21 protein-coding genes are annotated in these 24,246 nt (G+C 75.2%); 10 read left to right on the top strand and 11 right to left on the bottom strand.

Annotated features, from left to right (window positions below; translation table 11 throughout):
- The first annotated feature begins 25 nt into the window (after positions 1 to 25).
- Positions 26 to 1,039: an alcohol dehydrogenase catalytic domain-containing protein gene (locus ACA511_RS23670; RefSeq protein ID WP_375026756.1), complete on the top strand. Its 1,014-nt coding sequence runs from the start codon at positions 26 to 28 to the stop codon at positions 1,037 to 1,039.
- Here the strand turns inward: ACA511_RS23670 and ACA511_RS23665 are convergent.
- Positions 1,023 to 2,423, bottom strand: coding sequence for an amidase (locus ACA511_RS23665; protein ID WP_375026755.1), 1,401 nt, complete (start codon positions 2,421 to 2,423; stop codon positions 1,023 to 1,025). The genes ACA511_RS23670 and ACA511_RS23665 overlap by 17 nt on opposite strands.
- Positions 2,420 to 3,520 carry a D-2-hydroxyacid dehydrogenase gene (locus ACA511_RS23660; protein WP_375026754.1) on the bottom strand — a complete coding sequence of 367 codons (1,101 nt, stop codon included), beginning with the start codon at positions 3,518 to 3,520 and terminating at the stop codon, positions 2,420 to 2,422. Before ACA511_RS23660 ends, ACA511_RS23665 begins: the two co-directional genes overlap by 4 nt.
- Before the next feature lie 313 nt (positions 3,521 to 3,833).
- On the opposite strand from ACA511_RS23660, the gene ACA511_RS23655 reads away from it, so the two are divergent.
- The 6 genes from ACA511_RS23655 to ACA511_RS23630 all read left to right on the top strand — a co-directional run bounded on the left by ACA511_RS23655 (position 3,834) and on the right by ACA511_RS23630 (position 9,219).
- Positions 3,834 to 4,316 carry a DUF3830 family protein gene (locus tag ACA511_RS23655; RefSeq protein WP_375026950.1) on the top strand — a complete coding sequence of 161 codons (483 nt, stop codon included), beginning with the start codon at positions 3,834 to 3,836 and terminating at the stop codon, positions 4,314 to 4,316.
- Positions 4,317 to 4,332: 16 nt separating this feature from the next.
- Complete coding sequence (locus tag ACA511_RS23650; protein WP_375026753.1) at positions 4,333 to 5,094, top strand: Asp/Glu racemase; 762 nt, start codon at positions 4,333 to 4,335, stop codon at positions 5,092 to 5,094.
- Positions 5,095 to 5,150: 56 nt separating this feature from the next.
- Positions 5,151 to 5,960: a maleate cis-trans isomerase gene (locus tag ACA511_RS23645; RefSeq protein ID WP_375026949.1), complete on the top strand. Its 810-nt coding sequence runs from the start codon at positions 5,151 to 5,153 to the stop codon at positions 5,958 to 5,960.
- A 17-nt stretch (positions 5,961 to 5,977) separates the two neighbouring features.
- Positions 5,978 to 6,643, top strand: a complete 666-nt coding sequence (locus tag ACA511_RS23640; RefSeq protein ID WP_375026752.1) for a GntR family transcriptional regulator — start codon at positions 5,978 to 5,980, stop codon at positions 6,641 to 6,643.
- An 85-nt stretch (positions 6,644 to 6,728) separates the two neighbouring features.
- Positions 6,729 to 7,982, top strand: a complete 1,254-nt coding sequence (locus ACA511_RS23635) for an aspartate aminotransferase family protein (RefSeq protein ID WP_375026751.1) — start codon at positions 6,729 to 6,731, stop codon at positions 7,980 to 7,982.
- 97 nt (positions 7,983 to 8,079) lie between these two features.
- Positions 8,080 to 9,219, top strand: a complete 1,140-nt coding sequence (locus ACA511_RS23630; protein WP_375026750.1) for an acyl-CoA dehydrogenase family protein — start codon at positions 8,080 to 8,082, stop codon at positions 9,217 to 9,219.
- Positions 9,220 to 9,268: 49 nt separating this feature from the next.
- Here the strand turns inward: ACA511_RS23630 and ACA511_RS23625 are convergent, their stop codons facing one another.
- The 3 genes from ACA511_RS23625 to ACA511_RS23615 form a co-directional block, all read right to left on the bottom strand.
- Positions 9,269 to 10,126, bottom strand: a complete 858-nt coding sequence (locus ACA511_RS23625; protein ID WP_375026749.1) for an esterase/lipase family protein — start codon at positions 10,124 to 10,126, stop codon at positions 9,269 to 9,271.
- A 218-nt stretch (positions 10,127 to 10,344) separates the two neighbouring features.
- Positions 10,345 to 11,490, bottom strand: a complete 1,146-nt coding sequence (locus ACA511_RS23620) for a CaiB/BaiF CoA transferase family protein (protein ID WP_375026748.1) — start codon at positions 11,488 to 11,490, stop codon at positions 10,345 to 10,347.
- Positions 11,491 to 11,566: 76 nt separating this feature from the next.
- Positions 11,567 to 13,066 (bottom strand): hypothetical protein, encoded by a 1,500-nt coding sequence (locus ACA511_RS23615; protein WP_375026747.1) that lies wholly within the window; start codon positions 13,064 to 13,066, stop codon positions 11,567 to 11,569.
- A gap of 392 nt (positions 13,067 to 13,458) precedes the next feature.
- Between ACA511_RS23615 and ACA511_RS23610 the strand changes: the two genes are divergently transcribed.
- Complete coding sequence (locus ACA511_RS23610) at positions 13,459 to 15,060, top strand: protein kinase (protein WP_375026746.1); 1,602 nt, start codon at positions 13,459 to 13,461, stop codon at positions 15,058 to 15,060.
- 9 nt (positions 15,061 to 15,069) lie between these two features.
- Here ACA511_RS23610 and ACA511_RS23605 read toward each other — a convergent pair whose 3' ends face one another.
- The 3 genes from ACA511_RS23605 to ACA511_RS23595 all read right to left on the bottom strand — a co-directional run bounded on the left by ACA511_RS23605 (position 15,070) and on the right by ACA511_RS23595 (position 18,370).
- The gene (locus tag ACA511_RS23605) at positions 15,070 to 17,148 is read right to left on the bottom strand and encodes a fibronectin type III domain-containing protein (protein WP_375026745.1); all 2,079 of its coding nucleotides are present in this window, start codon (positions 17,146 to 17,148) and stop codon (positions 15,070 to 15,072) included.
- Positions 17,149 to 17,238: 90 nt separating this feature from the next.
- Entirely contained in the window at positions 17,239 to 18,174 is a 936-nt protein-coding gene (locus ACA511_RS23600) for a threonine/serine dehydratase (RefSeq protein ID WP_375026744.1), read from the bottom strand.
- Between the two features lie 16 nt (positions 18,175 to 18,190).
- Positions 18,191 to 18,370: a hypothetical protein gene (locus ACA511_RS23595; protein ID WP_375026743.1), complete on the bottom strand. Its 180-nt coding sequence runs from the start codon at positions 18,368 to 18,370 to the stop codon at positions 18,191 to 18,193.
- Between the two features lie 18 nt (positions 18,371 to 18,388).
- Here ACA511_RS23595 and ACA511_RS23590 point away from each other — a divergent pair, with 18 nt between their 5' ends.
- The gene (locus ACA511_RS23590; protein WP_375026742.1) at positions 18,389 to 19,027 is read left to right on the top strand and encodes a hypothetical protein; all 639 of its coding nucleotides are present in this window, start codon (positions 18,389 to 18,391) and stop codon (positions 19,025 to 19,027) included.
- Here ACA511_RS23590 and ACA511_RS23585 read toward each other — a convergent pair.
- The 3 genes from ACA511_RS23585 to ACA511_RS23575 are packed head-to-tail and all read right to left on the bottom strand — an operon-like array spanning position 19,008 to position 23,328.
- Positions 19,008 to 21,203, bottom strand: a complete 2,196-nt coding sequence (locus ACA511_RS23585; RefSeq protein WP_375026741.1) for a DUF3488 and transglutaminase-like domain-containing protein — start codon at positions 21,201 to 21,203, stop codon at positions 19,008 to 19,010. The two genes, ACA511_RS23590 and ACA511_RS23585, sit on opposite strands and share 20 nt — an antisense overlap.
- Positions 21,200 to 22,330 carry a DUF58 domain-containing protein gene (locus ACA511_RS23580; RefSeq protein WP_375026740.1) on the bottom strand — a complete coding sequence of 377 codons (1,131 nt, stop codon included), beginning with the start codon at positions 22,328 to 22,330 and terminating at the stop codon, positions 21,200 to 21,202. The genes ACA511_RS23585 and ACA511_RS23580 overlap by 4 nt, the downstream gene beginning before the upstream one ends.
- A gap of 14 nt (positions 22,331 to 22,344) precedes the next feature.
- On the bottom strand, positions 22,345 to 23,328 hold the full coding sequence (locus ACA511_RS23575; protein WP_375026739.1) for an AAA family ATPase: 984 nt from the start codon (positions 23,326 to 23,328) through the stop codon (positions 22,345 to 22,347).
- A gap of 190 nt (positions 23,329 to 23,518) precedes the next feature.
- Here ACA511_RS23575 and ACA511_RS23570 point away from each other — a divergent pair, with 190 nt between their 5' ends.
- Positions 23,519 to 24,244 (top strand): M50 family metallopeptidase, encoded by a 726-nt coding sequence (locus tag ACA511_RS23570; RefSeq protein ID WP_375026948.1) that lies wholly within the window; start codon positions 23,519 to 23,521, stop codon positions 24,242 to 24,244.
- Positions 24,245 to 24,246 lie beyond the last annotated feature (2 nt).

The following is a 24,246-nucleotide window of genomic DNA, read 5'->3' as shown; positions in this document are numbered from 1 at the left end:
CCGCCACACGAGAGGGGATGCGCCCATGCGCAGCGCCGTTCTTTCCGCCGCCGGCGGGCCACTGGAGATCGTCGAGCGCGCGGCGCCGGAGCCCGGCCCCGGCGAGATCCTGGTCCGGGTGACCGCGTGCGGGATGTGCTTCAGCGAGGTCAACCACCTGCGCGGGCACTACCCGTTCGGGACGTTCCCGACCGTCCCCGGGCACGAGATCTCCGGCGTCGTCGCCGCGCTCGGCGAGGGCGTCCACTGGCCCGCCCCCGGCACCCCGGTCGGCGCCGGATGGATCCACGGGTCGTGCGGCCACTGCGACCAGTGCGTCCGCGGCGACCAGATCCTGTGCACCGGCGCGCCCAAGCGGGTCACCGGCGTCAACACCGACGGCGGCTACGCCGAGTACTTCACGGCCCGCGCCGGCTTCGTCACCCCGCTGCCGGACGGCCTGGACCCGGTGGCCGGCGCGCCGCTGATGTGCGCCGGGCTCACCGCGTTCAACGGGCTCCGGCACGCCGGCGCCGCCGCCGGGTCGAAGGTCGCGGTGCTCGGCACCGGCGGCGTCGGCACGATGGCCCTCCGGTTCGCCGCCGCGATGGGCGCCCGCGTGGCCGTGGTGTCGCGGTCGCGCCGCGCCGAGGAGGAGGCCCGCCGCTTCGGCGCGGAGGAGTTCGTCGCGACCGCCGAGCGGGACCCGGCCGAGGCGCTGCGCGCCTGGGGCGGCGCGGACGTGGTGGTGAACACCGCGCCCGACACCGCGACCGGGCTCGCCGCGTTCGGCGGCCTGCGCCCCGACGGCACCCTGCTCTACCTCGGCATGGGCGCCGAGAACGTGAGCGTGCCGCCGGCCGCCCTCGTGATGAACCGGATCCGGGTGATGGGCGTGCCGTCCGGCTCCCCGCACGACCTGCGCGACACCCTCGCGTTCGCGGTCGCGCACGGGATCCTCCCGGAGGTCGCGCCGGTCGCGCTGGACGAGGCGCCGCGCGTCCTCGCCGCGATGGACGAGGGCGTCCACCGCGGCCGCGCGGTCATCGCCTTCCCGTGAGCCGCCTCCACGGGCGCGCCCGCTCGTAGGCCGCGCAGGCGGTCATGACCAGGGCGTCGGCGTGCCGGGCGCCGACCACCTGCAGGCCGACGGGCAGGCCGTCCGCGGTGAAGCCGCACGGCAGGTTCGCGGCCGGCTGCTGGGTCATGTTGAACGGGTAGGTGAACGGGGTCCAGCTCGTCCAGCGCGGGGACGGGGAGCCCTGCGGGGCCTCCCGCCCGGCCTCGAACGCGGCGATCGGCATCGTCGGGGTGAGCAGCAGGTCGTACCGCTCGTGGAACACCCCCATGCGGCGGCCGAGCTCCATGCGGCGCGCGGTGGCGGTGAGGTACTCGACGGCCGAGTACCGCGCGCCCTGCTCGCAGATCTCCTGGAGGCCCGGGTCGAGCCGTGCCCGGTCGGCCGGGGACAGGTGCTCGATCACCTTCGCGGCGCCCGCGAACCAGAGGACCTCGAACTCCTCGACGGGGTCGCCGCCGAGGCCGGGGTCGGCCTGCTCGACCTTCGCGCCCAGCTCGGTGAAGAACTCGGCGGCGGCGGCCACGGACGCCGCGACCTCCGGGTCGACCCGCGCGAACCCGAGGTCGGGGCTGAACGCGACGCGCAGCCCGGTCAGGTCGTCGGGGCCGCCGTCGGCGAACGGGACGTCCGGCGGCGGCAGCGCCGACCAGTCGCGGCCGTCGGCGCCGCACACCGCGTCCAGCAGCAGCGCCGCGTCGGCGACCGTGTTCGTCATCGGGCCGGTGTGCGCGAGCGTCCCGAACGGGCTCGCCGGGTAGTGCGGGATGCGGCCGTACGTCGGCTTGATCGTGAACGTGCCGGTGAACGCGGCGGGGATGCGCACCGAGCCGCCGCCGTCGGTGCCGAGGGCGAGCGGCGCCATGCCCGCCGCGACGGCCGCCGCCGCGCCGCCGGACGACCCGCCCGGCGTGCGGGAGGCGTCCCACGGGTTGCGGGTGACGCCGGTGAGCGGGTTGTCGGTCACGCCCTTCCACGCGAACTCCGGCGTGGTGGTCTTGCCGGCGAACACCGCGCCCTGCTCGCGGAGCCGCGCCACGGACGGCGAGTCCTCGTCCCAGGGGCCCGCCGGGTCGATCGTCGTGGAGCCGCGCAGGGTGGGCCAGCCGCGGGTGAGCAGGACGTCCTTGATGGAGACGGGCACGCCGTCCAGCGGGCCGAGCGTCGCGCCGCGCCGCCACCGGTCGGCCGCGCCGCGCGCCATGTCGAGCGTGGTCTCCTCGTCGACGAGGCAGAACGCGTTGAGCTTCGGGTCGTCCCGCGCGATCCGGGCGAGGACCGCCTCGGCGGCCTCGACCGGGGAGAGCGTCCCGGCCTCGTACGCCGCCAGGAGTTCGGTCGCCGTCAGGTCGGCCGCGTCGGTCATGGCTGCCCCCCTTGCTCGTAGCTGGAACGCTCGTTGCTGGAACGCTTGCTGCTGGAACGCTCGTTGCTGGAACCCTTGTTGCCGGAACCCTCGCCGCCGGAACCCGCGCGGCCGGAGCCCACGTAGCCGAGCCGCTTGTCCACGACGTTGCGCAGCGGGCGGCCCGCCACGTACCGGCCGAGGTTGTCGGCGAACAACCGGACGAGCTCGTCGCGCCAGCCGACCACGTCGCCGGACATGTGCGGGGAGACGACGACGTTCGGCATCTCCCACAGGGGGGAGGACGGCGGGAGCGGCTCGTCCTCGAAGACGTCGAGCGCGGCGCCGGCGATCCGGCCGTCGCGCAGCGCCTTGACGAGGTCGGGCTCGGCGACCAGCGCGCCCCGCCCCACGTTGACCAGCCGCGCGGACGGGCGCATCCGGTCCAGCGCGGCAGCGTCGATCATGCCGCGGGTCCGCGGCGTGAGCGGGGCCGCGAGCACCACGTAGTCGGCCTCGGCGAGCGCCTCGTCCAGCCGCTCCATCGGGAGGACGGAGCCGAGGTCGGGATCGGCGTCGCGGGCGGTGCGGCCGGCGCCGGTGACCGCCAGCCCGGCGGCGGCGAGGCGGCGGCCGATGGCCCGGCCGATCGGCCCGGTGCCGACGACGAGCGCGCGGGCCCCGGTGATCCGCTCGGTCTCGCGGTGCCGCCAGCGCCGCTCGGCCTGCATCCGGAACGTGGTGTGCAGGTCCTTGGCGAAGGCGAGCACGAGCCCGAGGACGTACTCGGCGATCGGCTCGTCGAAGATCCCTCGCGAATTGGTGACAACCGTGTCGCCGTCGGCCAGCGCGGGGAAGAGCAGGCGGTCGACGCCGGCGCTCGCGATGTGCACCCAGCCGGGCCCGCCCTCGGCCGGCCACGCGTCCGCGAGCGCGTCCGACAGGAAGTCCCACATGAAGAGCGCGGCGGCGCCCGGCAGGGCCTCTGCCAGCTCCGATTCCCGTACGTACCGGACGCGGGCGAGGCGTTCGGCGTCCGCCATGCCGCGCGGATGGACGTCCCCCACGAGCACCACCACGTCGGGCGGCACACCGCGCGCGTGCTGAACAGGGTCCATCGGCGTCACTTCCGGGTGTGCGGAGTTTACGAGAAGGCAACTCTGGGAGGCATTGACACGCTAGAAAGGGTTCGTAGGATTGTCAACAATCAGCGCGGTGCACTGCGGCCCCGGTTCACCGCGTTGGGACATGTGCTGCAAGACCGTCGCAACCGCTGCCCAAGCACAGGCCAGGACGGATCCCAGAGCGCTCTAACGAAACCCCCTCTCGGGGGTGTGGAGGGTTCTTCACCTCCACGAACATGGAGAGTCCTTCGGGTGGCGACGCTCTCGCCCACCCCTGTTCACGGGGAGGTCCAGCATGTCCAAGCTCATGACCATCACACTGGAGCGTCGCGGCGTCTCGTGCGTCGCGGAGCTGCTGGAGAAGGACGCGCCGCGGACCTGCGAGGCGGTATGGCGCGCCCTGCCGCTCGGAGGCGACGCGTACCACGCCAAGTACGCCCGCAACGAGGTGTACACGATGGTCGAACGGTTCTCCGAGGACGAGGTCGGCCTGGAGAACCCCACGATCACCCCCATCCCCGGCGACGTCGTCTACTTCTCCTTCGCGGGCGGCATGCTCGACCGCAAGTTCAAGGAGGAGAAGAACATCCACGCGCTGCCCGGCGTCATCGACCTCGCCATCTTCTACGGCCGCAACAACCTGCTGCTCAACGGTGACGTCGGGTGGGTGCCCGGCAACGTGTACGCGACGATCGTGGACGGCCTCGACCGGATGGCCGAGGCGTGCAACGACGTCTGGCGATCCGGCGGCGTCGGCGAGCGCCTGGTGTACGACCGTGCTGAGTCGTAGAGCGGTGGCCTCGCAGATGACATTCGACCCCACGCTGGTCGTCGGCCCCGAGCTGCTGGCCCAGCACGGCATCGGCGTGGTCGCGCCGTTCGACTTCGCCCTCGACCGCGAGTTGTGGCGGTGGACGCCCGACGACGTGTCGCTGTTCATGACCCGGCTGCCGTACGTCCCGGTCCCGGTCACCGTGGAGATGGCGTCCGCGCTGTCGGACCAGTCCATCGTCCGGCAGGCGACCCGGGACGTGCTCGCCCCCGAGCCGCTCGCGGTCGCCTACGCCTGCGCGTCGGGCAGCTTCATCCGCGGCAAGGCGGGCGAGCTGGAGCTGCACCAGTCGATGACGATGGCGGGCGCGCCCGTGTCGACGACGACCTCGGGCGCGCTGGTGGAGTCGCTGCGGCTGCTCGACGTCTCGCGCATCGCGGTCGTCACCCCCTACATCGACGCCGTCACCGACCGGCTCGTGTCGTTCCTCGACGAGTACGGGATCGAGGTGGTGTCGTCGGTCGGGATGGGGCTGCTCAGCCACATCTGGAAGGTCGGCTACGGCGAGATCGTGGCGGCGGTCTCGACGGTGGACGGCCCCGAGGCCGAGGCCGTCTTCATCAGCTGCACGAACGTGCCGACCTACGACATCATCGCGCCGCTGGAGCAGATGATCGGCAAGCCGGTGCTGACGGCCAACCAGGTGACGATGTGCTCGGCGCTGCGCGCGATGGGCCGCACCGCGGCCGGTCCCGGGCAGTCGCTGGCGCAGCTCGCCCCGTCCACGGCGGCCTGACCGAAATGTGCTCCATGATCCGCGAAGGTAGGATTGTCGACAACATGCGGCAGAACGTGGTGAGCGCCGGGTTCCTGTACCCGGGGTACAGCGCCGAGGACGACTACCCCGCCATCGAGCGCGCCCTGCGGAGCGCGGGACCGGGCGGCGTCAGCCTGCCGGTCGTGCACACGCTGATGCGCGAGGACGCGCACCGCGTCGACGCGCTCCTCGACATCGGGGGCGCCGACGTCCTCGGCGAGGGCGCGCGCGCACTGCGCGGCATGGGCGTCCGGTCCGCCGTCTGGGCCTGCACGAGCGGCAGCTTCGTGTTCGGCTGGGACGGCGCCGCGGCGCAGGTCGCGGGCGTCCGGGAGGCGGCGGGCGTGCCCGCGTCCAGTACGTCGTTCGCGTTCGTGCACGCGGCGCGGGCGCTCGGCCTGACCCGGGTCGCGGTCGCCGCGACCTACCCGGCCGACGTCGCCGAGCGGTTCGTCGCGTTTCTCGCCCACGCCGGGATCGAGGTGGTGGCGCTGTCCTGCCGGGGCATCGTCACCGCCGCCGAGGTCGGCACCCTCGGCCGCGACGAGGTGCTCGCCTTCGTCGCGGCCAACGACCATCCGGACGCCGAGGCGGTGCTGGTTCCCGACACCGCGCTGCACACCGTGTCCTGGCTCGACGAGCTGGAGGCACGGGTCGGCAAGCCGGTCCTGACCGCCAACCAGGTGAGCGTGTGGGAGGGGCTGCGGCTCGCGTCCGGTCCCGGGGGGCTTCCGCCGCGCACCGGGCTGGGCCGGCTGTTCGCCGTGCCCGCCGCCGTCTCCGCCGTCCCCGCCGGCCTCCCCGAGCAGGACGCCGGGCAGGGACGACATACCTGGCAGCTATGACGAAAGGGGCCCGCGGCATGGGCCGTTTGGGTGAGCTGGAACCTGTCCCCCGCAAGTCGACCGTCGAGCTCGTCTCGGACGAGCTGCGCTCGGCGATCATGTACGGGTCGCTGGAGCCCGGCGCGCAGCTCGGCGAGGCCGAGCTGGCCGGCCGCCTCGGCATCAGCCGCGGCCCGCTCCGCGAGGCGATGCAGCGGCTCGTCCAGGAGGGGCTGCTGGTCAGCGAGCCGCACCGCGGGCTGTTCGTGATCACGCTGGACGAGGGGGACGTCGAGGACGTCTACCTCGCCCGGCTCGCGATCGAGCGGGAGGCGTGCCGGCTGATCATGGAGCGGAACCGGGGCGAGGCGGTGGCCCGGCTCACCGAGGGCCTCGAGGCGCTCGTGGACGCGGCGGAGCAGCGCGACCGGGTCGCGATGAGCGACGCCGACCAGGCGTTCCACGAGGTGCTGGTCAGCTCGTCCGGCAGCCCGCGGCTGGAGCGGATGGCGCACACCCTGCTGGTGGAGACCCGGATGTGCCTGAACGCGCTGCAGGACACCTATCCCGAGCCGTCCGACCTCGTCGAGGAGCACCGCCGGCTGGTCGACGCGATCGGCGACGGCGAGGAGGAGCGGCTGCTCGTGCTCATCGAGGAGCACATGACCGACTCCATCCACCGCCTCCGCGCCAGCCGGCCGTAACCGCCGGGCGAGCGGAGGGGCCCCTGGACATCCGTGCCCGGGGGCACCTAGATTGCAGATTGTCGACAATCTACAGGAGGGCTGCATGGCCACGCTGTCACCCCTGCTCAAGCAGGCCACCCCGGTCCTGGCCGAACGCGGCGAGGGCGTGTACCTCTACGACACCGCCGGACGCCGGCACCTGGACTTCACCGCCGGCATCGGCGTGACGAACACCGGCCACTGCCACCCGCGGGTGGTCGAGGCGGCGCAGAAGCAGGTCGGCACGCTGATCCACGGGCAGTACACGACGGTCATGCACGAGCCCCTCCTGCGCCTCGTCGACGCGCTCGGCGAGGTGCTGCCGGACGGCCTGGACTCGCTGTTCTTCCTCAACAGCGGCAGCGAGGCCGTCGAGGCGGCCATCCGGCTGGCCCGGCACGCCACCGGGCGGCAGAACCTCGTCGTCTTCCACGGCTCGTTCCACGGCCGGACGATGGGCGCCGCCGCGCTCACCACGGCCGGCACGAAGTTCCGCGCGGGCATCGGCCCGCTCATGCCGGGCGCCGCCATCGCGCCGTTCCCGCAGTCCTACCGGTACGGATGGACCGAGGAGGAGGCCACCCGGTTCGCGCTGCGCGAGCTGGACTACCTGCTCGTCACCGCGAGCCCGGCGTCCGACACCGCCGCGTTCGTCGTCGAGCCGGTGCTCGGCGAGGGCGGCTACATCCCGGCGCCGCCCGCGTTCCTGGAGGGGCTGCGCGAGCGCGCCGACCGGCACGGCATCCTGCTGGTCATGGACGAGGTGCAGACCGGGTTCGGGCGGACCGGCCGGTTCTGGGGGCACGAGCACGCGGCCGCGCGGCCGGACGTCCTGATCACGGCGAAGGGCCTGGCCAGCGGGTTCCCGCTGTCGGCGATCGCGGCGCCCACCGCGCTGATGGAGCGTGCCCGGCCGGGCTCGCAGGGCGGCACGTACGGCGGCAACGCGGTCGCGTGCGCCGCCGCGCTCGCCACGCTGCGCGTCGTCCAGGACGAGGACCTCGTCGGCAACGCCGCCCGGCAGGGCGCGCGGCTGAACGACGGGCTCCGCAAGGTCGCCGCCGACCACCCGGAGATCGGCGACGTGCGCGGCCTCGGCCTGATGCAGGCGAGCGAGTTCACCACGGCCGGCGGCGAGCCCGACCCGGCCGCCGCGGCGCGGGCGCACCAGGCCGCCGCCGAGCACGGTCTCCTCCTGCTGACGTGCGGCGCGTACGGCAACGTCGTCCGGATGATCCCGCCGCTGATCGTCACCGCGGAGCAGGTCGACGACGCGCTCGGCCTCTGGGCGCGGGCCGTGGCGGACGCGGTCGGCTGACGTCCGGCGGGGGGGGCCGCCCGGCGCGGCCCCCCGCCCGGCCCGCCGCCCGCTCCTGTTAGATTCCGAATCTGGTTCTAACATTGCGGAGGCGGCGTTGAGTCCCTGGCACACCCCCGAACGCACGGAGCTGCGCCGGCTCGTCCGGGACTTCACCGAACGGGAGATCGTCCCGCACCTCGCCGAGTGGGAGGACGCGGGCGAACTCCCCCGGGCGCTGCACGCCGCGGCCGCCGAGGCGGGACTGCTCGGCGCCGGGTTCCCGGAGAAGGCCGGCGGGTCCGGCGGCGAGCTGTTCGACGCGCTGATCGTCGCCGAGGAGATCATCCAGTCGGGCGGGTCCGGCGGCGTCGTCGCGTCGCTGTTCACGCACGGGATCGCGCTGCCGCACATCATCGCGTCCGGCGACGACGCGCTGATCGACCGGTTCGCCCGGCCGGCGCTCGCCGGCGAGGCGATCGGCGCGCTCGGCGTCACCGAGCCCGGCACCGGGTCGGACGTGGCGGGCATCCGCACCACCGCCGTCCGCGACGGGGACCACTACGTCGTCAACGGCGCCAAGCTGTTCATCACCTCGGGCGTGCGCGCCGACTTCGTCACCACGGCGGTGCGGACGGGCGGGCCCGGCTTCGACGGCATCTCCCTCCTCGTGATCGAGAAGGGCGCCCCCGGCTTCACCGTGTCGCGGCCGCTGCGCAAGATGGGCTGGCTCTGCTCCGACACGGCGGAGCTGTCGTTCGGCGACGTCCGCGTGCCGGCCGCGAACCTGGTCGGCGCGGAGAACACCGGGTTCCTGCAGATCGTGCAGAACTTCGTGACCGAGCGGCTCTCCCTCGCCGTCCAGGCGTACGCGACGGCGCAGCGCTGCCTCGACCTCACCCTCGGCTGGGTCCGGGACCGGGACACCTTCGGCCGCCCGCTCGCGTCCCGCCAGCTCGTCCGGCACAAGATCGCCGAGATGGCCCGGCAGACGGACGTGGCCCGCACCTATGTCCGCGCGGTCGCCGAGCGGCACGCCGCCGGCGAGGACGTGCTCACCGAGACCGCCTACGCCAAGAACACCGCCGTCCTCGCGTGCGAGCACGTCGTGCACGAGGCCGTCCAGCTGCACGGCGGCATGGGCTACATGCGCGAGTCGGAGGTCGAGCGCCACTACCGGGACGCCCGCATCCTCGGCATCGGCGGCGGGACCACCGAGATCATGAACGAGATCGCGGCCAAACGGCTCGGCCTCTAGCAGCGGAACGGCGCCCGGCGGAGGACCGCCGGGCGCCGCCCGCGCGCGCTCAGCCGAGCGGCTTGGCGCAGTCGATGGGCCAGTACGGGCCCCAGACGTCGAGCGAGTTCAGCACGAACTTGATCGCCACCGGGTCGAAGGCGATGCCGACGTGCGCGTTGGTGTCGTTCGCGCACTTGTCCTGCAGCAGGACGTTCTGCGCGTTAGAGCCGTTGAGGAACGCCGACGTGTAGGGCGTGACGACCTCGTCGTACTTGGTGGCGAGCACGATGTAGGCCGGGCCGGACACGGTGTCGCCGCCCCCGTTGAGCTCCTTCAGGAAGTCGGAGTCGGTGATCTGCTGGCCCGCCGCCGGCGCGGCCTTGACGACCGCCTGCGTGATGCCGAGCAGGCTGCCGAGCTGGACCAGCCCCGACAGGCTCGTGCCGTGGTTGGACGGGACGAGCCCGACGAGCTTGTTGACCTTCGCGGCCCCGCCGAGGAACTTCATGTAGTAGCGGGGCATCATGCCGCCCTGCGAGTGCCCCACCATGTCGACCTTGGACGCGCCGGTCGAGGCGAGCACCTTGTCGACGAACGCCGACAGTTCCCCGGCCGACGCCGGAATGTCGTTGATCCCCTGAATGGGGCCGTCCTTCGGGCCGCCGTAGTTGAGCGCGTAGACGCAGTACCCGGCCTTCTTCAGCTCCGGAGAGAGTTTCTGCCAGTTGAACGCCATGTTCTCGAACGTGCCGTGCACGAGCACGACCGGCCGGGGATGCCAGAACGACGGCTTGCACTTCCAGTCGTTCGCGCCGGCCGGGCTGGTCTCGGCGTGCGCGGCGGGCGCGACCAGGCCGGTCGTCCCGAGCACGGCGACCGCCGCCGCGGCGGTGACGGCCCATGACCGGAATCGTCTGAAACGCATGTGCAGCTCCTCATGCGGGCACGCCGAGAAAGCGCCGGGGCCCCGCGCGAATTCCGCCGGGCGCGGCCGCTCATCGCCGTGGTGATCGGGGGTGGAGTTCCCACAAGGTACGACCGCTTTCCGGCGCGGTCTTGTGGGCCGGCCACCGGTTGCCCGGAGGGAATTGTCAGCCGGCTCACAATCCGATCAGCCCGCGTACCGCTTGACCTGCGGCGAGGTCATGCCTGCGCTACGGCGCCTTCCTTCAGGAGGGTGTCGGCGTCCTCGAAGCCCAGGTCGTCCAAGACGGCGCGGGTCTGGCCGCCGGGGAGGGCGGGCACGCCGGCGGTCTCGGTGACGCTGCGGGAGAAGCGGGGCGCCGGGGCGGGCTGGCGGTGGCCGGCCAGCTCGGGGAAGACGTCGCGGGCCGTGTTGTAGGGGTGCTCGGCGGCCTCGGTCATGGACAGGACGGGCGCCACGCAGGCGTCGCTCGGCACGAAGACCTCCGTCCATTCGTCGCGGGTCCTCGTGCGGAAGACGGCGGCGAAGCGCTCGCGGAGGACGGGCCAGCCGGCGCGGTCCTGCTGGTGCGGGAGGTCCTCGCCGTCGAGGCCGGCGAGGCGGAGGAACTCGGCGTAGAACTGGGGCTCGATGGCGCCGACCGCCATGTGCAGCCCGTCGGAGGTCTCGTAGACGTCGTACCAGGGCGCGCCGGTGTCGAGCATGTTGACGCCGCGGCGGTCCTCCCAGAGGCCGCCCGCGAGGAACGCGTGGATGAAGGTCGACAGGTGCGCGGTGCCGTCCACGATCGCGGCGTCGACGACCTGGCCGCGCCCGCTCGTCTTCGCTTCGAGGAGGGCGGACAGCACGCCGACGATCAGGTACATGCTGCCGCCGGCGAAGTCGCCGAGCAGGTTCATCGGGACCTGCGGCGGGCCGCCGGCGCGGCCGATGGCGTGCAGGGCGCCGGTGACCGCGATGTAGCCGACGTCGTGGCCGGCGGTGTGCGAGAGCGGGCCCTCCTGGCCCCAGCCGGTCATCCGGCCGTAGACCAGCCGCGGGTTGCGGGCGAGGCAGTCGTCCGGGCCGACGCCGAGGCGCTCGGTGACGCCGGGCCGGAACCCTTCGAGGAGGACGTCGGACTTCTCCACCAGCCGGAGGACGACCTCGCGGCCCCGCTCGCTCTTCAGGTCGATGGCGATCGACCGCTTGCCGCGGTTGGTGAAGTCGGTGCCGCCGGAGGTCTGGCCGTCCCGGACGGTGGAGGCGCGGTCGACGCGGATCACGTCGGCGCCGAGGTCGGCCAGCAGCATCGCCGCGAACGGGCCCGGCCCGATCCCGGCCAGCTCGATCACCCGTAGTCCGGACAGCGGCCCCTTGCCCATCTGCGACTCCCTGAATCTGGTTCGGTCCCTCCTAGTGTGCACCATCCAGGTAAGCGCCCGCTGACGCGGGCTCCGGTCAGCGGGCGGTCAGGGCGACCGGCGTGCGCGGGGTCCCGGTGGCGACGAGCAGGCGCCCGCGCGTCGCCGCGCCGCGCACGCCGTCTGCGTGCGGGACGAGCCCGCGCCCGGCCGCGGCGATGTAGTACCAGCGGTCCGAGGGGGCCCGCCACCACGTGCCGCTGACCGGCCGCCCGGCGTCGCAGGCGCCCGTCGGCCGGGCGTCCGCGCCGAGCAGCGCCGCCTGGGCGGCGCTCCCGCCGGACGCGTACGTCAGCCGGGTGCACACCCAGTCGGCGGACTTCCCGCCGTGCGGCAGCCGCCCGGACCAGAACCCGAATGCCAGCGCGTCCGTCACCGGCCTCGCCGGGCGGGGCGCCGCGCAGGCCAGCCGGTTCCAGACCGTCCGTCCCCGGGGGCCGAGGCGTTCCGGACGGCTCTCCGCGCCCGGGCGCCACGCGGCCGAGTGGTAGCTGAGGACGGCCGCGCGCGGGCCGCCGAGGTCGCCGACCGTCCGGGAGCCGAGGTGGAACAGCGGGCCGCGCCCGCAGGACGTGCCGGCGCGGACGGCGTCCGTCACGCCGCCGGGCGCGGCGAGCCGGTCCCCACCGAGGGTCTCGGGCCGGGCGTCCCACGGGGCGAGGAGGTAGCGCCCGCCGCCGAGGGCGATCGGGGCGGACGGGCCGGCGCCGGCGGGGACGACGTCCAGCCTGCCGGGCGTGTAGCGGGCCAGCCGGTCGCCGCGCCGCAGCACGGCGAGGGGCGTGCCGCCGGCGCGGCCCGCGTAGAGGAGCTGCACGGCGCCGCTCCGGCCGCCGGGCCGGGTGCTCCCGTCGCCGGAGGCGGCCGCCCAGGCGGCGGCCGCGCGCCGGACGAACGCCCGGTCGCCCGCGAGGTCGCCGCGCGCTGGCCAGGCGTCGAGGGTGCGGGCGCCGCGCGTCCAGGCGTCCGGGGCGGCGGAGAAGAGCCGCGGGACGCGCGCGGACGCCGCGTGCGGATCGCCGTGCTCGGTCACGACGAGCGCGCCGACGAGCCCGGCGGTGAGGATGGCGGCGGCCGCGAGCGGCAGCACGGACCGGGTGCGGACGGGACGCAGCGTCTCCGGCTCGAACCGGGCGGCGCCGCGCGGCGCGGGCGCCCGGACGGCCTCGGCGGCGCGGATGGCCGACCACGGGTCGCGCACCCGCAGCTCGATCAGCTGGTCGCGGATCTCGTACCGGGGCAGCCCCTCGATGTGCCGGAGCACGTAGGCGGCGCGGACGTGCGGCGCGAGCCCGGACAGCGCCGCGGTGAGCGCCGGGTCGGGCAGCCGGGCGGGCAGCGCGCGCAGCCAGGGGCCGAGGCCGATCTGGAGGCGGCGGGAGGGGCGCAGCGCCCGGCGGAGCACGCGGGTGCGGCGCCGCGCGCGCCCGGCGGCGGAGCGGTCGCGCGCGCCGCGCGCGGTGCCGTCCACGATCCGGCGGGCGATCGCCAGCCGGTAGGCGCGCCTGCCCCTGCCCGGCAGAACGAAATACGCCATCCGGACAAGGTCCCCGTAAGCCGATCCGGCCGGCGGCGGTTCCGTCCGCGGATTCGGCATGACATCTTCCGTCACGGCGGACCACTCCCTCTGGGCCGTTCCTTCGTCGCGGAACCCGAGGTTAGAGCGGTGCCGGCGGCCGGCGGCGCGGAATTGGGACAACGATTAACCGGTCGGCCGGACATGTCGTCCCATTTCCGTACGCCGCGTGTGGGGGGCAAGGCGCGGCCGGGCGTTCGGGCGAGCAGCCGCGCCGGATTCGTCCCCGTACTACGCTGTTGACCTCCCGGGGCGCGGTCCCGGGCCCCAAGACGCCGGACGTTCGCGCCCCCGCCGCGGTCTGGACGAGACGAGCGACGGAGAGGGATCCCCCGACCCATGACCCCCCAGCCATGAGCGAGGACGTCCCGGGCTACCGGGTGCTGGAGCAGGTCGGCGAGGGCGGCTTCAGCGTCGTCTACCGCGCGCACCAGGAGCGCCTCGACCGGATGGTCGCGCTGAAGGTCCTGTCGGTCGGCGCGGTGGACGCCGCGGCGATGCGGCGCTTCCAGCGCGAATGCAAGATCACCGGGCGGCTGTCCGGGCATCCGAACATCGTGACCGTGCTGGACACCGGCACCACGAGCGCCGGACGCCCCTACATCGCGATGGAGTACTTCGAGCACGGCGCGCTCACCGACCGGCTCGCGAAGGAGGGCCCGCTGCCGGTCGCGGACGTCCTGCGGATCGGGGTGAAGACGGCGGGCGCGCTCGCCGCCACCCACGAGACCGACGTCCTGCACCGGGACGTCAAGCCGCAGAACGTGCTGCTGTCGCGGTACGGGGAGCCCGCGCTCGCCGACTTCGGCATCGCCCGCCTGGTCGACTCCTTCGACGCGACGCACACCCAGGCGTTCACCCCGCACCACGCGGCGCCCGAGGTGCTGGAGGGCAGGCCGCCCGGCGTCGGCGCCGACATCTACTCGCTCGGCTCGACGCTGTACCAGCTCCTCGCGGGGCAGCCGGCGTTCAAGGGCCCGCCGAGCGAGGGCATCGCGCCGCTGATGCTGCGGATCCTGCACGACGCTCCGCCGCCGATCGCCCGGCCGGACGTCCCGCCGCAGGTCGCGGACGTCATCGGGCGCGCGATGGCGAAGACGCCCGAGCAGCGGTTCGCGACCGCGGTGGAGTTCGCGCGGGCGCTCCAGCGGGCGCAGGCCGAGTTGGGGCTCCCGGTCACGGACGTGGCGCACAGCGGCGGCGGCACGGGCGTCCAGCCCGGCCCGGCCGCCGGTCCGCCCCTGGTCCCGGAGTGGGCCCCCACGGCGAGCGACCCGCACGCGCGCGGCCCGCAGGCGGCCGGTCCGCAGGTGTCCGGCCCGCACCCGGCAGGCTCACCGGCGGCGGGCGCGCACACGGCGGGCGCGCACACGGCCGTCGCGTACGGCAGGACGGGCCCCACGGCGCCGCACCCCGGCCCGCCCGTCCCCTTCCCCGACCGGCCGCAGGACGGGCCGCGCCGCGGGCTCGTCGTCGCGGCGGGCATCGCGCTCGCGGGCGGGCTGGCGCTCGGCGTGGGGGCGCTCGCGCTGGCGGGCGACGGCGAGGCGGACGGCGGCGGGCCGACCGCGCCCCCTGGGCCGTCGCAGACCGTCCCGCAGGCGGGCGCGCCGCAGCAGCCCGTGACGGCCGCGCAGCTCGCGGCGGCGCGGCCGCGCAGGCTCACCGCCCGGCAGGTGGGGCACGCGGCCGTGCTCGCCTGGGCGCTGCCGTCCGCCGCGCAGGGGCTTCCGCTGCTCGTCCAGCGGCAGCCCGCCGGGGCGCAGCCGGTCACCACGGTCGCGGCCGGGTCGCGCTCGGCGACCGTGCCGGGCCTGCGGGCGAAGACCGCCTACTGCTTCAAGGTCGGCGCGGTGCTGCGCCTCAACAACGGCGGGGCGCCGGAGGTGTCGTGGTCGGCGCCCGCGTGCGTCCGTCCGGCGAAGGCCAAGGCGAAGCCGAAGGAGCGCGGCTGAACGCCGCGGTCACTTGCACTTCCAGACGGGCGGCCCGGCGAAGCTCCGCCAGTCGCCGGGCGTGTTGACGAGGTAGCCGAGGACGTAGCCGGTCTTGCCCTGCCAGGTGATCTTGACGTACTTGTCGCCGGCGAGGTTGGAGTCGTTCGGGTGCGTGTAGTACGTGCCCTGGACCTGGCAGCCGACGGAGACCGGCTCGCCGTTGTTGTCGTGCATGGTGGCGACGAGACCGCCGTTCTTGCCGTCGGGCGTCGCCCGGATGTAGGCGTCCGAGTTGCCGTTGCGCTCCACCGCGTACTTGGCGGCGGGGCCGGTCAGCGTCGCGCCGAGCCGCGCGGCCGCGCCGGTGCCGGCGTCGTTGGCGGCCGTGACGGTGAAGCTGTAGCTCCCGTTCGTGTACACGTCGCTCAGCGTCGCGGACGTGTTCGGCCCGGTGGCGGAGCCGCTGACCGGGCCGTCGTAGGCCAGCCGGTACGTGACGCCGCCCGCGCCCTGCGGGGGCGTCCAGGACACCTTGGCGCCCGACGACGTCGCCTGCGCCGCGAGGCCCGTCGGCGCGCCGGGCGTCACGCACGGGCGGACGGGGTCGCTGGCCGCCGAGACCTGCTCGCGGGTCCGGCCGCGGTCGTCCTTGTAGCGGGCGGCGACCCGGAACCGGTACTCGCGCCCGCAGTCGCCGCCCGCGACGGTGAACGTGAACGGGCCGGCGCCCGCCCCGATCGCGGACGGGCTCGCGGTCATGCCTGCCGGCACGTCCTTCAGGACGTAGCCGAGCACGCCGTCGCCCTGCGCGGGCTGGAAGTCGACCCGCATCGTGCCCGAGCCGGGCGTGACGGAGATGTTGGACGGCGCGCCCGGCGGCTCCCCCGGGCCCGGCCGCCCCGGCCGCTGGGACGGCGGCGCCTGCGGCGAGCGGGGCGGGGGCGGCGCCTCGCCGCCGCCGGGCAGCGGGATCGTGCGGCGCTTCGGGCCGCCCGGCACCCGGTCCCGGTACTTGTCGATGCCCCTCCCGGCGCCCCGCCGGTCGATCACGACGGCGTGCGGGCCGGACGGGTCGTTCGCCCAGAGCATCCCGTCGCGGACGAAGACGTCCAGCCGGGACGGCCGCCCGGTCACCGTGACCGGTCTCTCGAACCGGTTGCCCGCCGAGTCGTACACGAGCAGCGCCCCGGCCGTCTCGTCCGGGATGTAGACCTTCGCGCCGAGCATCTGCGGCGGCCGGTAGCGGTGCTTCGGCATCGCGAGCCGCGTGCTGGAGTACCGGCCGGTGTCGGTGTCGACGGTGACCAGCGACCCGGCGCCCTGCGCCAGCAGCGGGACGGTCTTGCCGTCGGTGGCGGCGGGGGCGAGCACGCCGCCGCGCCCCGCCCGCTTGACGGTCGTCGGCAGGCTCACCGTGAGCTTCGCCCCCGACGACTTGACGACGGTCGCGGTGGCGGCGGTGGAGTTGGTGACGACCGGGTCCCCGGCGGCCATGGTGAGCGCGAGGCTGTCGCCCGCCGCGCCGACGCGGACCGGCGGGCCGAGGCGGCCGCCGGAGAACGCCGCGACCTCCCCGTTGCGCGACACCGGCACCCAGAGCGCGCCCCGCGCGTCGATGCCGGCCTGCCCGAGGATCGGCGGGAGCGCGGCGGACGCGCCGACCGGCGTCAGGCCGACCGGGTCGATCTCCTGGACGACGCCCTTGACCGAGTCGACCGTGTACGCCCTGCCCGCCCCGGCGAGGACCTGGATGCCCCTGCCGAGGGGGCGGCTCGTCCCGACGTCCAGCTGGGACGGGTCGAGCCGGCTGACGACGCCGGTGTCCATGTCGATGATCAGCACCGTGGCGCCGTCCTGGACGACCTTGATGTTGTGGCCGCGCATCTGCGGGATCACGCCGGTCTTGCCGTCGACCTTGCCGGCCGGCCCGTTCACGTGCACGACGAGGCCCTTGCCCGCCGCGGTCAGCCAGGCGCCGACGTCGGCGAGCCGGTACTTGGCGCTCGCGACGCCCACCCCGTAGACGGCGGCGGCGATGACGAGCACGCCGACGAGTCCGATCGCGACCTGCCCCGTCAACCGGTCGCGCCGGAACAAAGACCCCAAAAACGCCAACTGCACGCGCGTTCACCTGCCCCGTTTGAACGGAAACCGTAGTGGCTCCCGTCGCACGGCCGCCCGCGTTTTCCCGGAAGATCAGTTTTCGCGAATCGCGTCGATGAATGTCGGAACGGTTATATTGCGTCCCGATATGACCACCACGGGACGGCCCGTTATCTCGACCTGACCGGCGAGGACGGCGGCGACGCCCGCGGCGCCCGCGCCCTCGGCGACGAGGCCGTGCTCGCCGAACAGCCAGCGCAGCGCCGTCCGGATCTGGCCATCGGTCACCGAGGTCAGCTCCGCGGTCCCGCCGATCACCTCGGGTGTCACGCAGCCCGGTTCGAGGTTGCCGGGCAGGCCGTCGGCGAACGTCTCGCCGACCTCGACCGCGACGACCCGTCCGGCCGCCACCGAGGCGGACACGCCGCGCGACACCGCCGACTCGACGCCCACGACCCGCACGTCCCCGCGCTCGCGCGCCCAGAGGCAGAGCCCGGCGAGCAGCCCGCCGCCGCCGACCGGCGCGATCACCGTGAGCGGGCCGTCCGCCCGGCCGTCGAGTTCGCGCCCGATGGTGCCCTGCCCGGCGATGACCGCCGGGTCGTTGTAGGGCGAGACGTAGTGGCCGGGCAGCGTCATCGCGTGCGCCTCGGCCTCGTCGTAGGTCAGCCCGTGCCGGACGAGCCGCACCGGATACCCGCCGATCCCGCCGACCTTCGCCTCGGACGCCCGCGTCGAGACGACCACGGTCACGTCCGCGCCGGACCTCGCCGCCGCGTAGCCCATGCCGAGCCCGTGGTTGCCCGCGCTCGCCGTGACGGCCGGCACGCCGCCGGGCAGCGCCGCGACGGCGGCGAGCGCGCCGCGCACCTTGAACGCGCCGGTCGGCTGGCACGTCTCCAGCTTCAGCAGCGCGCCGGGCGCCAGCCCGGACGGGACGAGCGGCGTGGGCTCCAGCACGGCGGACACGGCCCGCCAGGCCCGGTCCAGGTCGGCGGGGCCGGGGACGCGGACGGCCCGCGCCGTCACCGCCGCCCCCGCACCGTCACGGCCGCTCCCCGGGCGACTCGCCGAGCCGCTCGTGGAGCCGGCCGCGGATCTCGTCGGGCGTGTAGGCGCGGCGGCGCCGCTCGGCCCGCACGATCACCGCGCCGGTCGCGGCGACGCCGAGGAAGCCCGCGATCCCCAGCGCCTTCCAGCCGCCCAGCCCTCTCCACCTTCGCATGCGGCTACCGTAGCGATCATGCCGGCTACGAGCATCTCCCTCGACGAGGCCGCCGAGCTCACCCGCACCGGCGACGTGTGGCTGTTCCGCGGCCGGACCGTCGCCGACCGGGCGATCCAGATGACGACGAACAGCCCCGTGAACCACGTCGGCATGGCGCTGGTCGTCGACGACCTGCCGCCGCTGATGTGGCACGCCGAGCTGGGCCGCTCGCTGCGCGACATGTGGACGGGCGGGCACCACCGCGGCGCGCAGCTGCACGACCTGCGCGAGGCCGTCTGCGCGTGGGGGAACCGCTACGGGCAGCGGGCGTGGCTGCGGCAGCTCGACCCGGCGGCGTCCCGCGCGATGGAGGACGCGGCGCTGCGCGCGGTGGCGCGGCTGGACGGCACCCCGTTCCCCTCGACGTCGAAGCTGGCGACGCGGTGGCTGCGGGGCCGCGTGCCCGTCCGGCGCCCGGCCGAGCGGGACGCGAATCTGGAGACGGCGTTCTGCGCGGAGATCGTCGCGGTGACGTACCAGTCGATGGGGCTGCTGCCGAAAGGCCGGCGTCCGAACTGGTTCGACCCGGGCCGGTTCTGGAGCGGCGACGACCTGGAGCTGGAGGCGGGCGCGGTGCTGGGCGGCGAGATCTCGGTCAGCGTGCCCGCGGCCTGACCGCCCGCCGGTCCCGGAGGGATCGCGGGTGGAGGCGGCGCCGCAGCCTGCGCAGCCGCCCGGCCTTGGCGGTGACGAGTCGTCCGAGCTCGTCGGTGTGGTGCCAGGCCCGGTCGGCGGCGCGCGGGCCGGGGCGGGACGCGGCGAAGCGGCTGTGGTCGACCAGGTCGGCGAGCGGACCCAGATGACCGCGGGCGTCCTCGCCGACGCTGGACGCCCCGAAGCGCGCGACCTCGTGCGCGGTCAGCGTCCGGGCCGTGGACAGGCCGACGTCCGCGAGGTGGTCGAGGGCCTGGTGCCAGGCGCCGATGACGCGGGCGGCGGGCGGGCCCGCCCGCCGCCGCCGCCTGCGCAGGACGGGGGCGAGGAGGACGGCGCAGAGGTAGCCGACGACGAGCGCGCCCACGGCGATCGAGGCGAACACCCACCAGGGCGTGGGCGAGCTCTCGGCGGGGGCCGCCTTCTGGGATTGCTGCCGCGCCGTCTTGTCCGGGCCGGGGTCGCGCTGCTGGGAGGCCGCGTTCTTCTGCGCCTGCTCCAGCTTCTGCTCCGTCTCCCCTGCCGCGACGCCCTCGTTCCCCTTGCCGGGACGTCCGCTGTCCGGGAGCGGGTTGAAGCGGATCCAGCCGAGCCGGTCGAACTTGACCTCGGGCCAGACCGTCACGTCCCCGGACCGGACCTGGACGGCGCCGCCCTCGCGTCTCCCGCCCTCGAATCCCACGACGACGCGGGACGGGAGCCCGAGCGTCCGGGCCAGCAGGGCGTAGGCGGTCGCGAAGTGCTCGGGCGTGCCGCGCCTGCCCTCGCCGAGGAAGTAGTCGATCTGCCGGTAGCCGTGCCCGGGGGCGGCCGTCACGTCGTACTTGGCGTAGACCTTGAGGTAGTCGGCGAGCATCGTCGCCTTCTGGAGGGGCGTCGCCGCGCCCCGCGTCGCGGCCTGCGCGAACCCCCGGAACTCGGCCAGCTGGACGGGCGGCTCCTTCGCGCCGGGCCCCCACGGCAGTTCCCGCGCGGCCTTCGCCTCGGCGTCGGCGGCGACGCCTGCGCCGGCCAGGTCGCCGGCCGTCCACTCGGGCACGACGGACTCGACCCGGTACGCCTGGCCGGGGCGGAGCGGCTCGCCGGCGGCGAGGGCGCCGCTGCCGGGGTCCACGACGACGGGCAGCCCGTCCACCCGCCGGGGGCGGTCGGGCGCCGGGACCCACACGCCGTCCAGGTCGCGGATCGTGATGCGCTGGGCGGTCTCGCGGCTCCCGTCCGGCTTCGGCCCCTCCGGCACGCGGCTCCCGGTGGGGACGAACCGGGCCGTGGACGACCAGGTCACGCCGTCGAACCTGTCCAGGACGGCGAGCCGCTCGGCCCCGGCGCGCGGCGCGGCCACGGTGAACATGACCTGGCCGGGGGCGAGCAGCCAGCCTCCGACGCGGTCGAGCGGGCTGACCCCGTCGCGCTGCTGCGGCGGCGGCGCCTGCACCCGCTCGCGCGGGTCGTAGGGCGCGGCGCCGACCGGGACGAGCGGGCCGGCCGCGAACGCGAGCGCGCCGAGGACGGCGGCGACGGGCACCCCCGCCGCGAGCGGCCGCCAGGCGAGGCCCGTGTCCGGGCCGTCCGCGCGGAGGAGGACGAGCACGGCGACGAGCACGACGGTCGCGGCGGCGAGCGGCAGGTTCGATCCGGGGCCGTCCACGCCGAGCAGCAGCGCGACCGCCCACGCGCCGAGGGCCGGGACGGCCGGGGCCGCGCGCAGCCGCGTCCGGAGCGCCAGTTCTGCGGACGCGAACGCCGCGAGCCACACGACCACGCTGACCAGGACGAGGAGCTCGGGCTCGGCGGGCGCGGGCAGCAGCGTGGTCAGGATCGCCTTCCACGAGCCGAGCACGCCCTCGCGGAGGGTGCGCGGCAGCGTCCCGTCGCCGAGGGCCGGGCGCAGGACGGTCAGCGACACCGTCGCGGCCCAGGCGATGACGGTCAGCACGAGCGAGATCCACAGCGGCCACGGGCCCTTCTCGCGCGGCCCCGACAGCAGCCCGCACAGCAGCGTCGGGACGGCCGCCGCGACGGCGGCGACCGGGACGACCGGCGCGAGCCCGAACACGCGCTGGAACGCCAGGCCCGCGACGGCGGCCAGGCAGGCCGTCGCGGCGAGCGGGACGTAGCCGCCCGGCGAGCGGGTCACCGGGCGCTCCCCAGCCGCCGCCACGCCTCCGCCAGCCCGTCCAGGTCCGGCACGTCGATCAGCTGGACGCCGGGCGGCGCCGACGCGGGCGCGGCCGGCCGGACGCGCAGCACCACGACCCGGTCGAACCGGGCCCGCACGGACGCGATCCGGCCCAGCTCGGCGTCGCCCGCCGCGACGACGACGAGGGAGCCGCCCGCGCGCACGCCGCGCACCGCGTCCACCGCCGACCCCGCGCCCTCCTGGGTCGCCGCCGAGGTGAGGGCGTCGAGCAGGACCTCCAGGTCGTCGGGGCCGCCGCGCGTCGCGGCCAGCGGGCCGCCGCCGGTCAGCACGCGCACGGGGAAGCCGGCCGACGCCGCCCCCGCGGCCGCGGACGCCGCCGCGTCCACGGCCAGCTCGAAGTCGTCGGGGTCCGGCCACGCCGCCGCCCGCGCCTCCAGCACGACGGTCGTCGTCGGCAGGCTCGCGTCCACGAGCCGGCGGACCATCAGCGTCCCGGTGCGGGCCGACGACTTCCAGTGGATGTGGCGCAGCTCGTCCCCGACGACGTACTCGCGGAGCGCGTGGAACGTCGCCGTCCCCGCCGGGGACCGGTCGCTCGTCGGCCCCTCCAGGTGGTGGGCGCGGCCGGACGGCAGCACCGGCAGCGGCACCGTCCGCGGCCGGACGAGCAGGACCCGCGGCTCGCCGTACTCGCGGACCCGGCGGGCCAGCCGCAGCGGGTCGGCCCGCACCAGCCGCAGCGGCCCCACCGGGATCTCGCCGCGCCGGGCGGTCGGCAGCCGGTAGGTGACGGTGCGCCTGCCGCCCGAGCGCAGCCGCGGGACGTCGACGGCGACGTCCGCGGCGCCCGCCGCGTCCCGCGCGCTGAGGCCGCGGACCGGGCGCCCCCTGTTGACCACGTGCAGGACGCCGACGGCCGGCTCCCCGCGCTGGACCTTCGCGGGCGCGATCTCCCGGCGGACGTCCAGCCTCGGCTTCGGCAGCGTCCACAGCAGCGCGCCCGCGACCGCCGCGAGCCCGGCGGCCGCGAGCGTCGCGGGCTCGGGGTAGCCGAGCCACCAGCCCGCCGCGTACAGCGGGACGCAGCCGGCCGCCGTCCCCCATCCGAGCGGCGTCAGCACCCTAGACCCGATCCTCAGGCATGGGCGGCCTGCGGGGTCGGCACGTTCGCCAGCACCTCGCCGACCACGTCGGCGCCGGTCCGCCCGCGCAGCTCGGCCTCCGGCGTCACGATGAGCCGGTGCGCGACGACCGGCTCCGCGAGGGCCTTCACGTCCTCGGGGACGAGGTAGGACCGGCCGGCCGCCGCCGCCCGCACCCGCGCCGCGCGCAGCAGCGCGATCCCGGCCCGCGGGCTCGCGCCGAGCCGCAGGTCGGGATGGTCGCGGGTGGCGGCGACGACGCGCACCAGGTAGTCGTGCAGCGGCGCCGCGACGTGCAGCCGCTGCGCGAAGTCGATCGCGCGGGCGAGGTCCTCGCCGCCCAGCACCGGCGGCAGCCGGTCGAGCGTCGCGCCGGACGGCGCGCCCGCGAGCAGCGCCACCTCGGCCCGGTGGTCGGGGTAGCCCATCGAGATCCGCATCAGGAACCGGTCGAGCTGCGCCTCCGGCAGCGGATACGTGCCGTCCATGTCGACCGGGTTCTGGGTGGCGATGACCATGAACGGGCGCGGCACCGGGTGCGGGACGCCCTCCACGGTCACCCGGCGCTCCTCCATGACCTCCAGCAGCGCCGACTGCGTCTTCGGCGAGCCGCGGTTGATCTCGTCGGCGACGGCGAGGTTCGCGAAGATCGGGCCGGGGTGGAACTCGAACGCGTTCGTCCCCTGGTTGAAGATCGAGACGCCCGTGATGTCGCTGGGCAGCAGGTCGGGGGTGAACTGGATCCGGGTCCACTTCGCCTCGACGGACGCCGCCAGCGCCCTGGCCAGGGTCGTCTTGCCGACGCCGGGGACGTCCTCGACGAGGAGGTGCCCCTCGGCGAGCATGCAGATCAGCGCCAGCTCGACCTTGTCCCGCTTGCCGTGCACGACCCGCTCGACGCTCCCCGCCAGCGCCCCGAACAGCCGCGCGAACCGCGCGGCCAGCGCGTCCCCGTCCATTCCCGCGTTCTCGCTCATCCGCCCCGGACCCCCGTCCCCTGCCGACGCGAAGGCACACTAACGGCAATACGGGCCGAAGGCGGCAAGATCGCCGAACATCACCCGGATCCGCGACGAACCGAACGCGATCGTCGTCCGCGGCGTCCTAAGGTTGGGCATCGCGACGAGGAACTCCGAGGTGGACGTGGAAAACGTGAGCATCGCCGACATGTGGAACCGGCTGACGGGATCGCAGCCGGACCCGCCGCTGTGGCTGGTCGGCCTCGTCGGCCTGGTCGCCCTCGGCGCGGTGCTCCACGGCCCCACCTGGCGGATCGCCCGCAACACCGTCACGATCGCGCACGAGGGCGGGCACGCGCTGCTCGCGCTGCTCACCGGCCGCAAGCTGGACGGCATCAAGCTGCACTCCGACACCTCCGGGGTGACCGTCTCGCGCGGCAAGCCGCACGGCCCCGGCATGATCTTCACGGCGCTGGCGGGGTACGTGACGCCGCCGCTGCTCGGCCTGTTCTTCGCGCTGCTGCTCGCGGCGGGCCGCATCACGCTGATGCTGTGGTTCTCGCTCGCGCTGCTGGCCGCGATGCTCGTGATCATCCGCAACGCCTACGGGGCGCTCTCGGTGATCGCCACGGGCGCGGTCATCTTCGCGGTGTCCTGGCTGGGCAGCGCGACCGTCCAGGCCGGGTTCGCCTACCTGGCCGCCTGGTTCCTGCTGCTGGCCGCCACCCGCCCGGTGATCGAGCTCCAGCGGATGCGCGCCCGGCACATGGCGCCGAGCTCGGACGCCGACCAGCTCGCCCACCTCACCGGCGTCCCCGGCCTCGCCTGGGTGGGCCTGTTCGGGGCCACCGCCCTGCTCGCCCTCCTCGCCGGCGGCGCCCTCCTCGTCCCCGACGTCTCCGTCCCCGACCTGCCCGTGCCGCCCGGCTTCTGACC

The organism is Actinomadura sp. GTD37, from assembly GCF_041951365.1.
GTDB lineage: Bacteria > Actinomycetota > Actinomycetes > Streptosporangiales > Streptosporangiaceae > Spirillospora.
The sequence above is the reverse complement of the archived record's forward strand: the minus strand, read 5'-3'. Positions and strand labels throughout refer to the sequence as shown.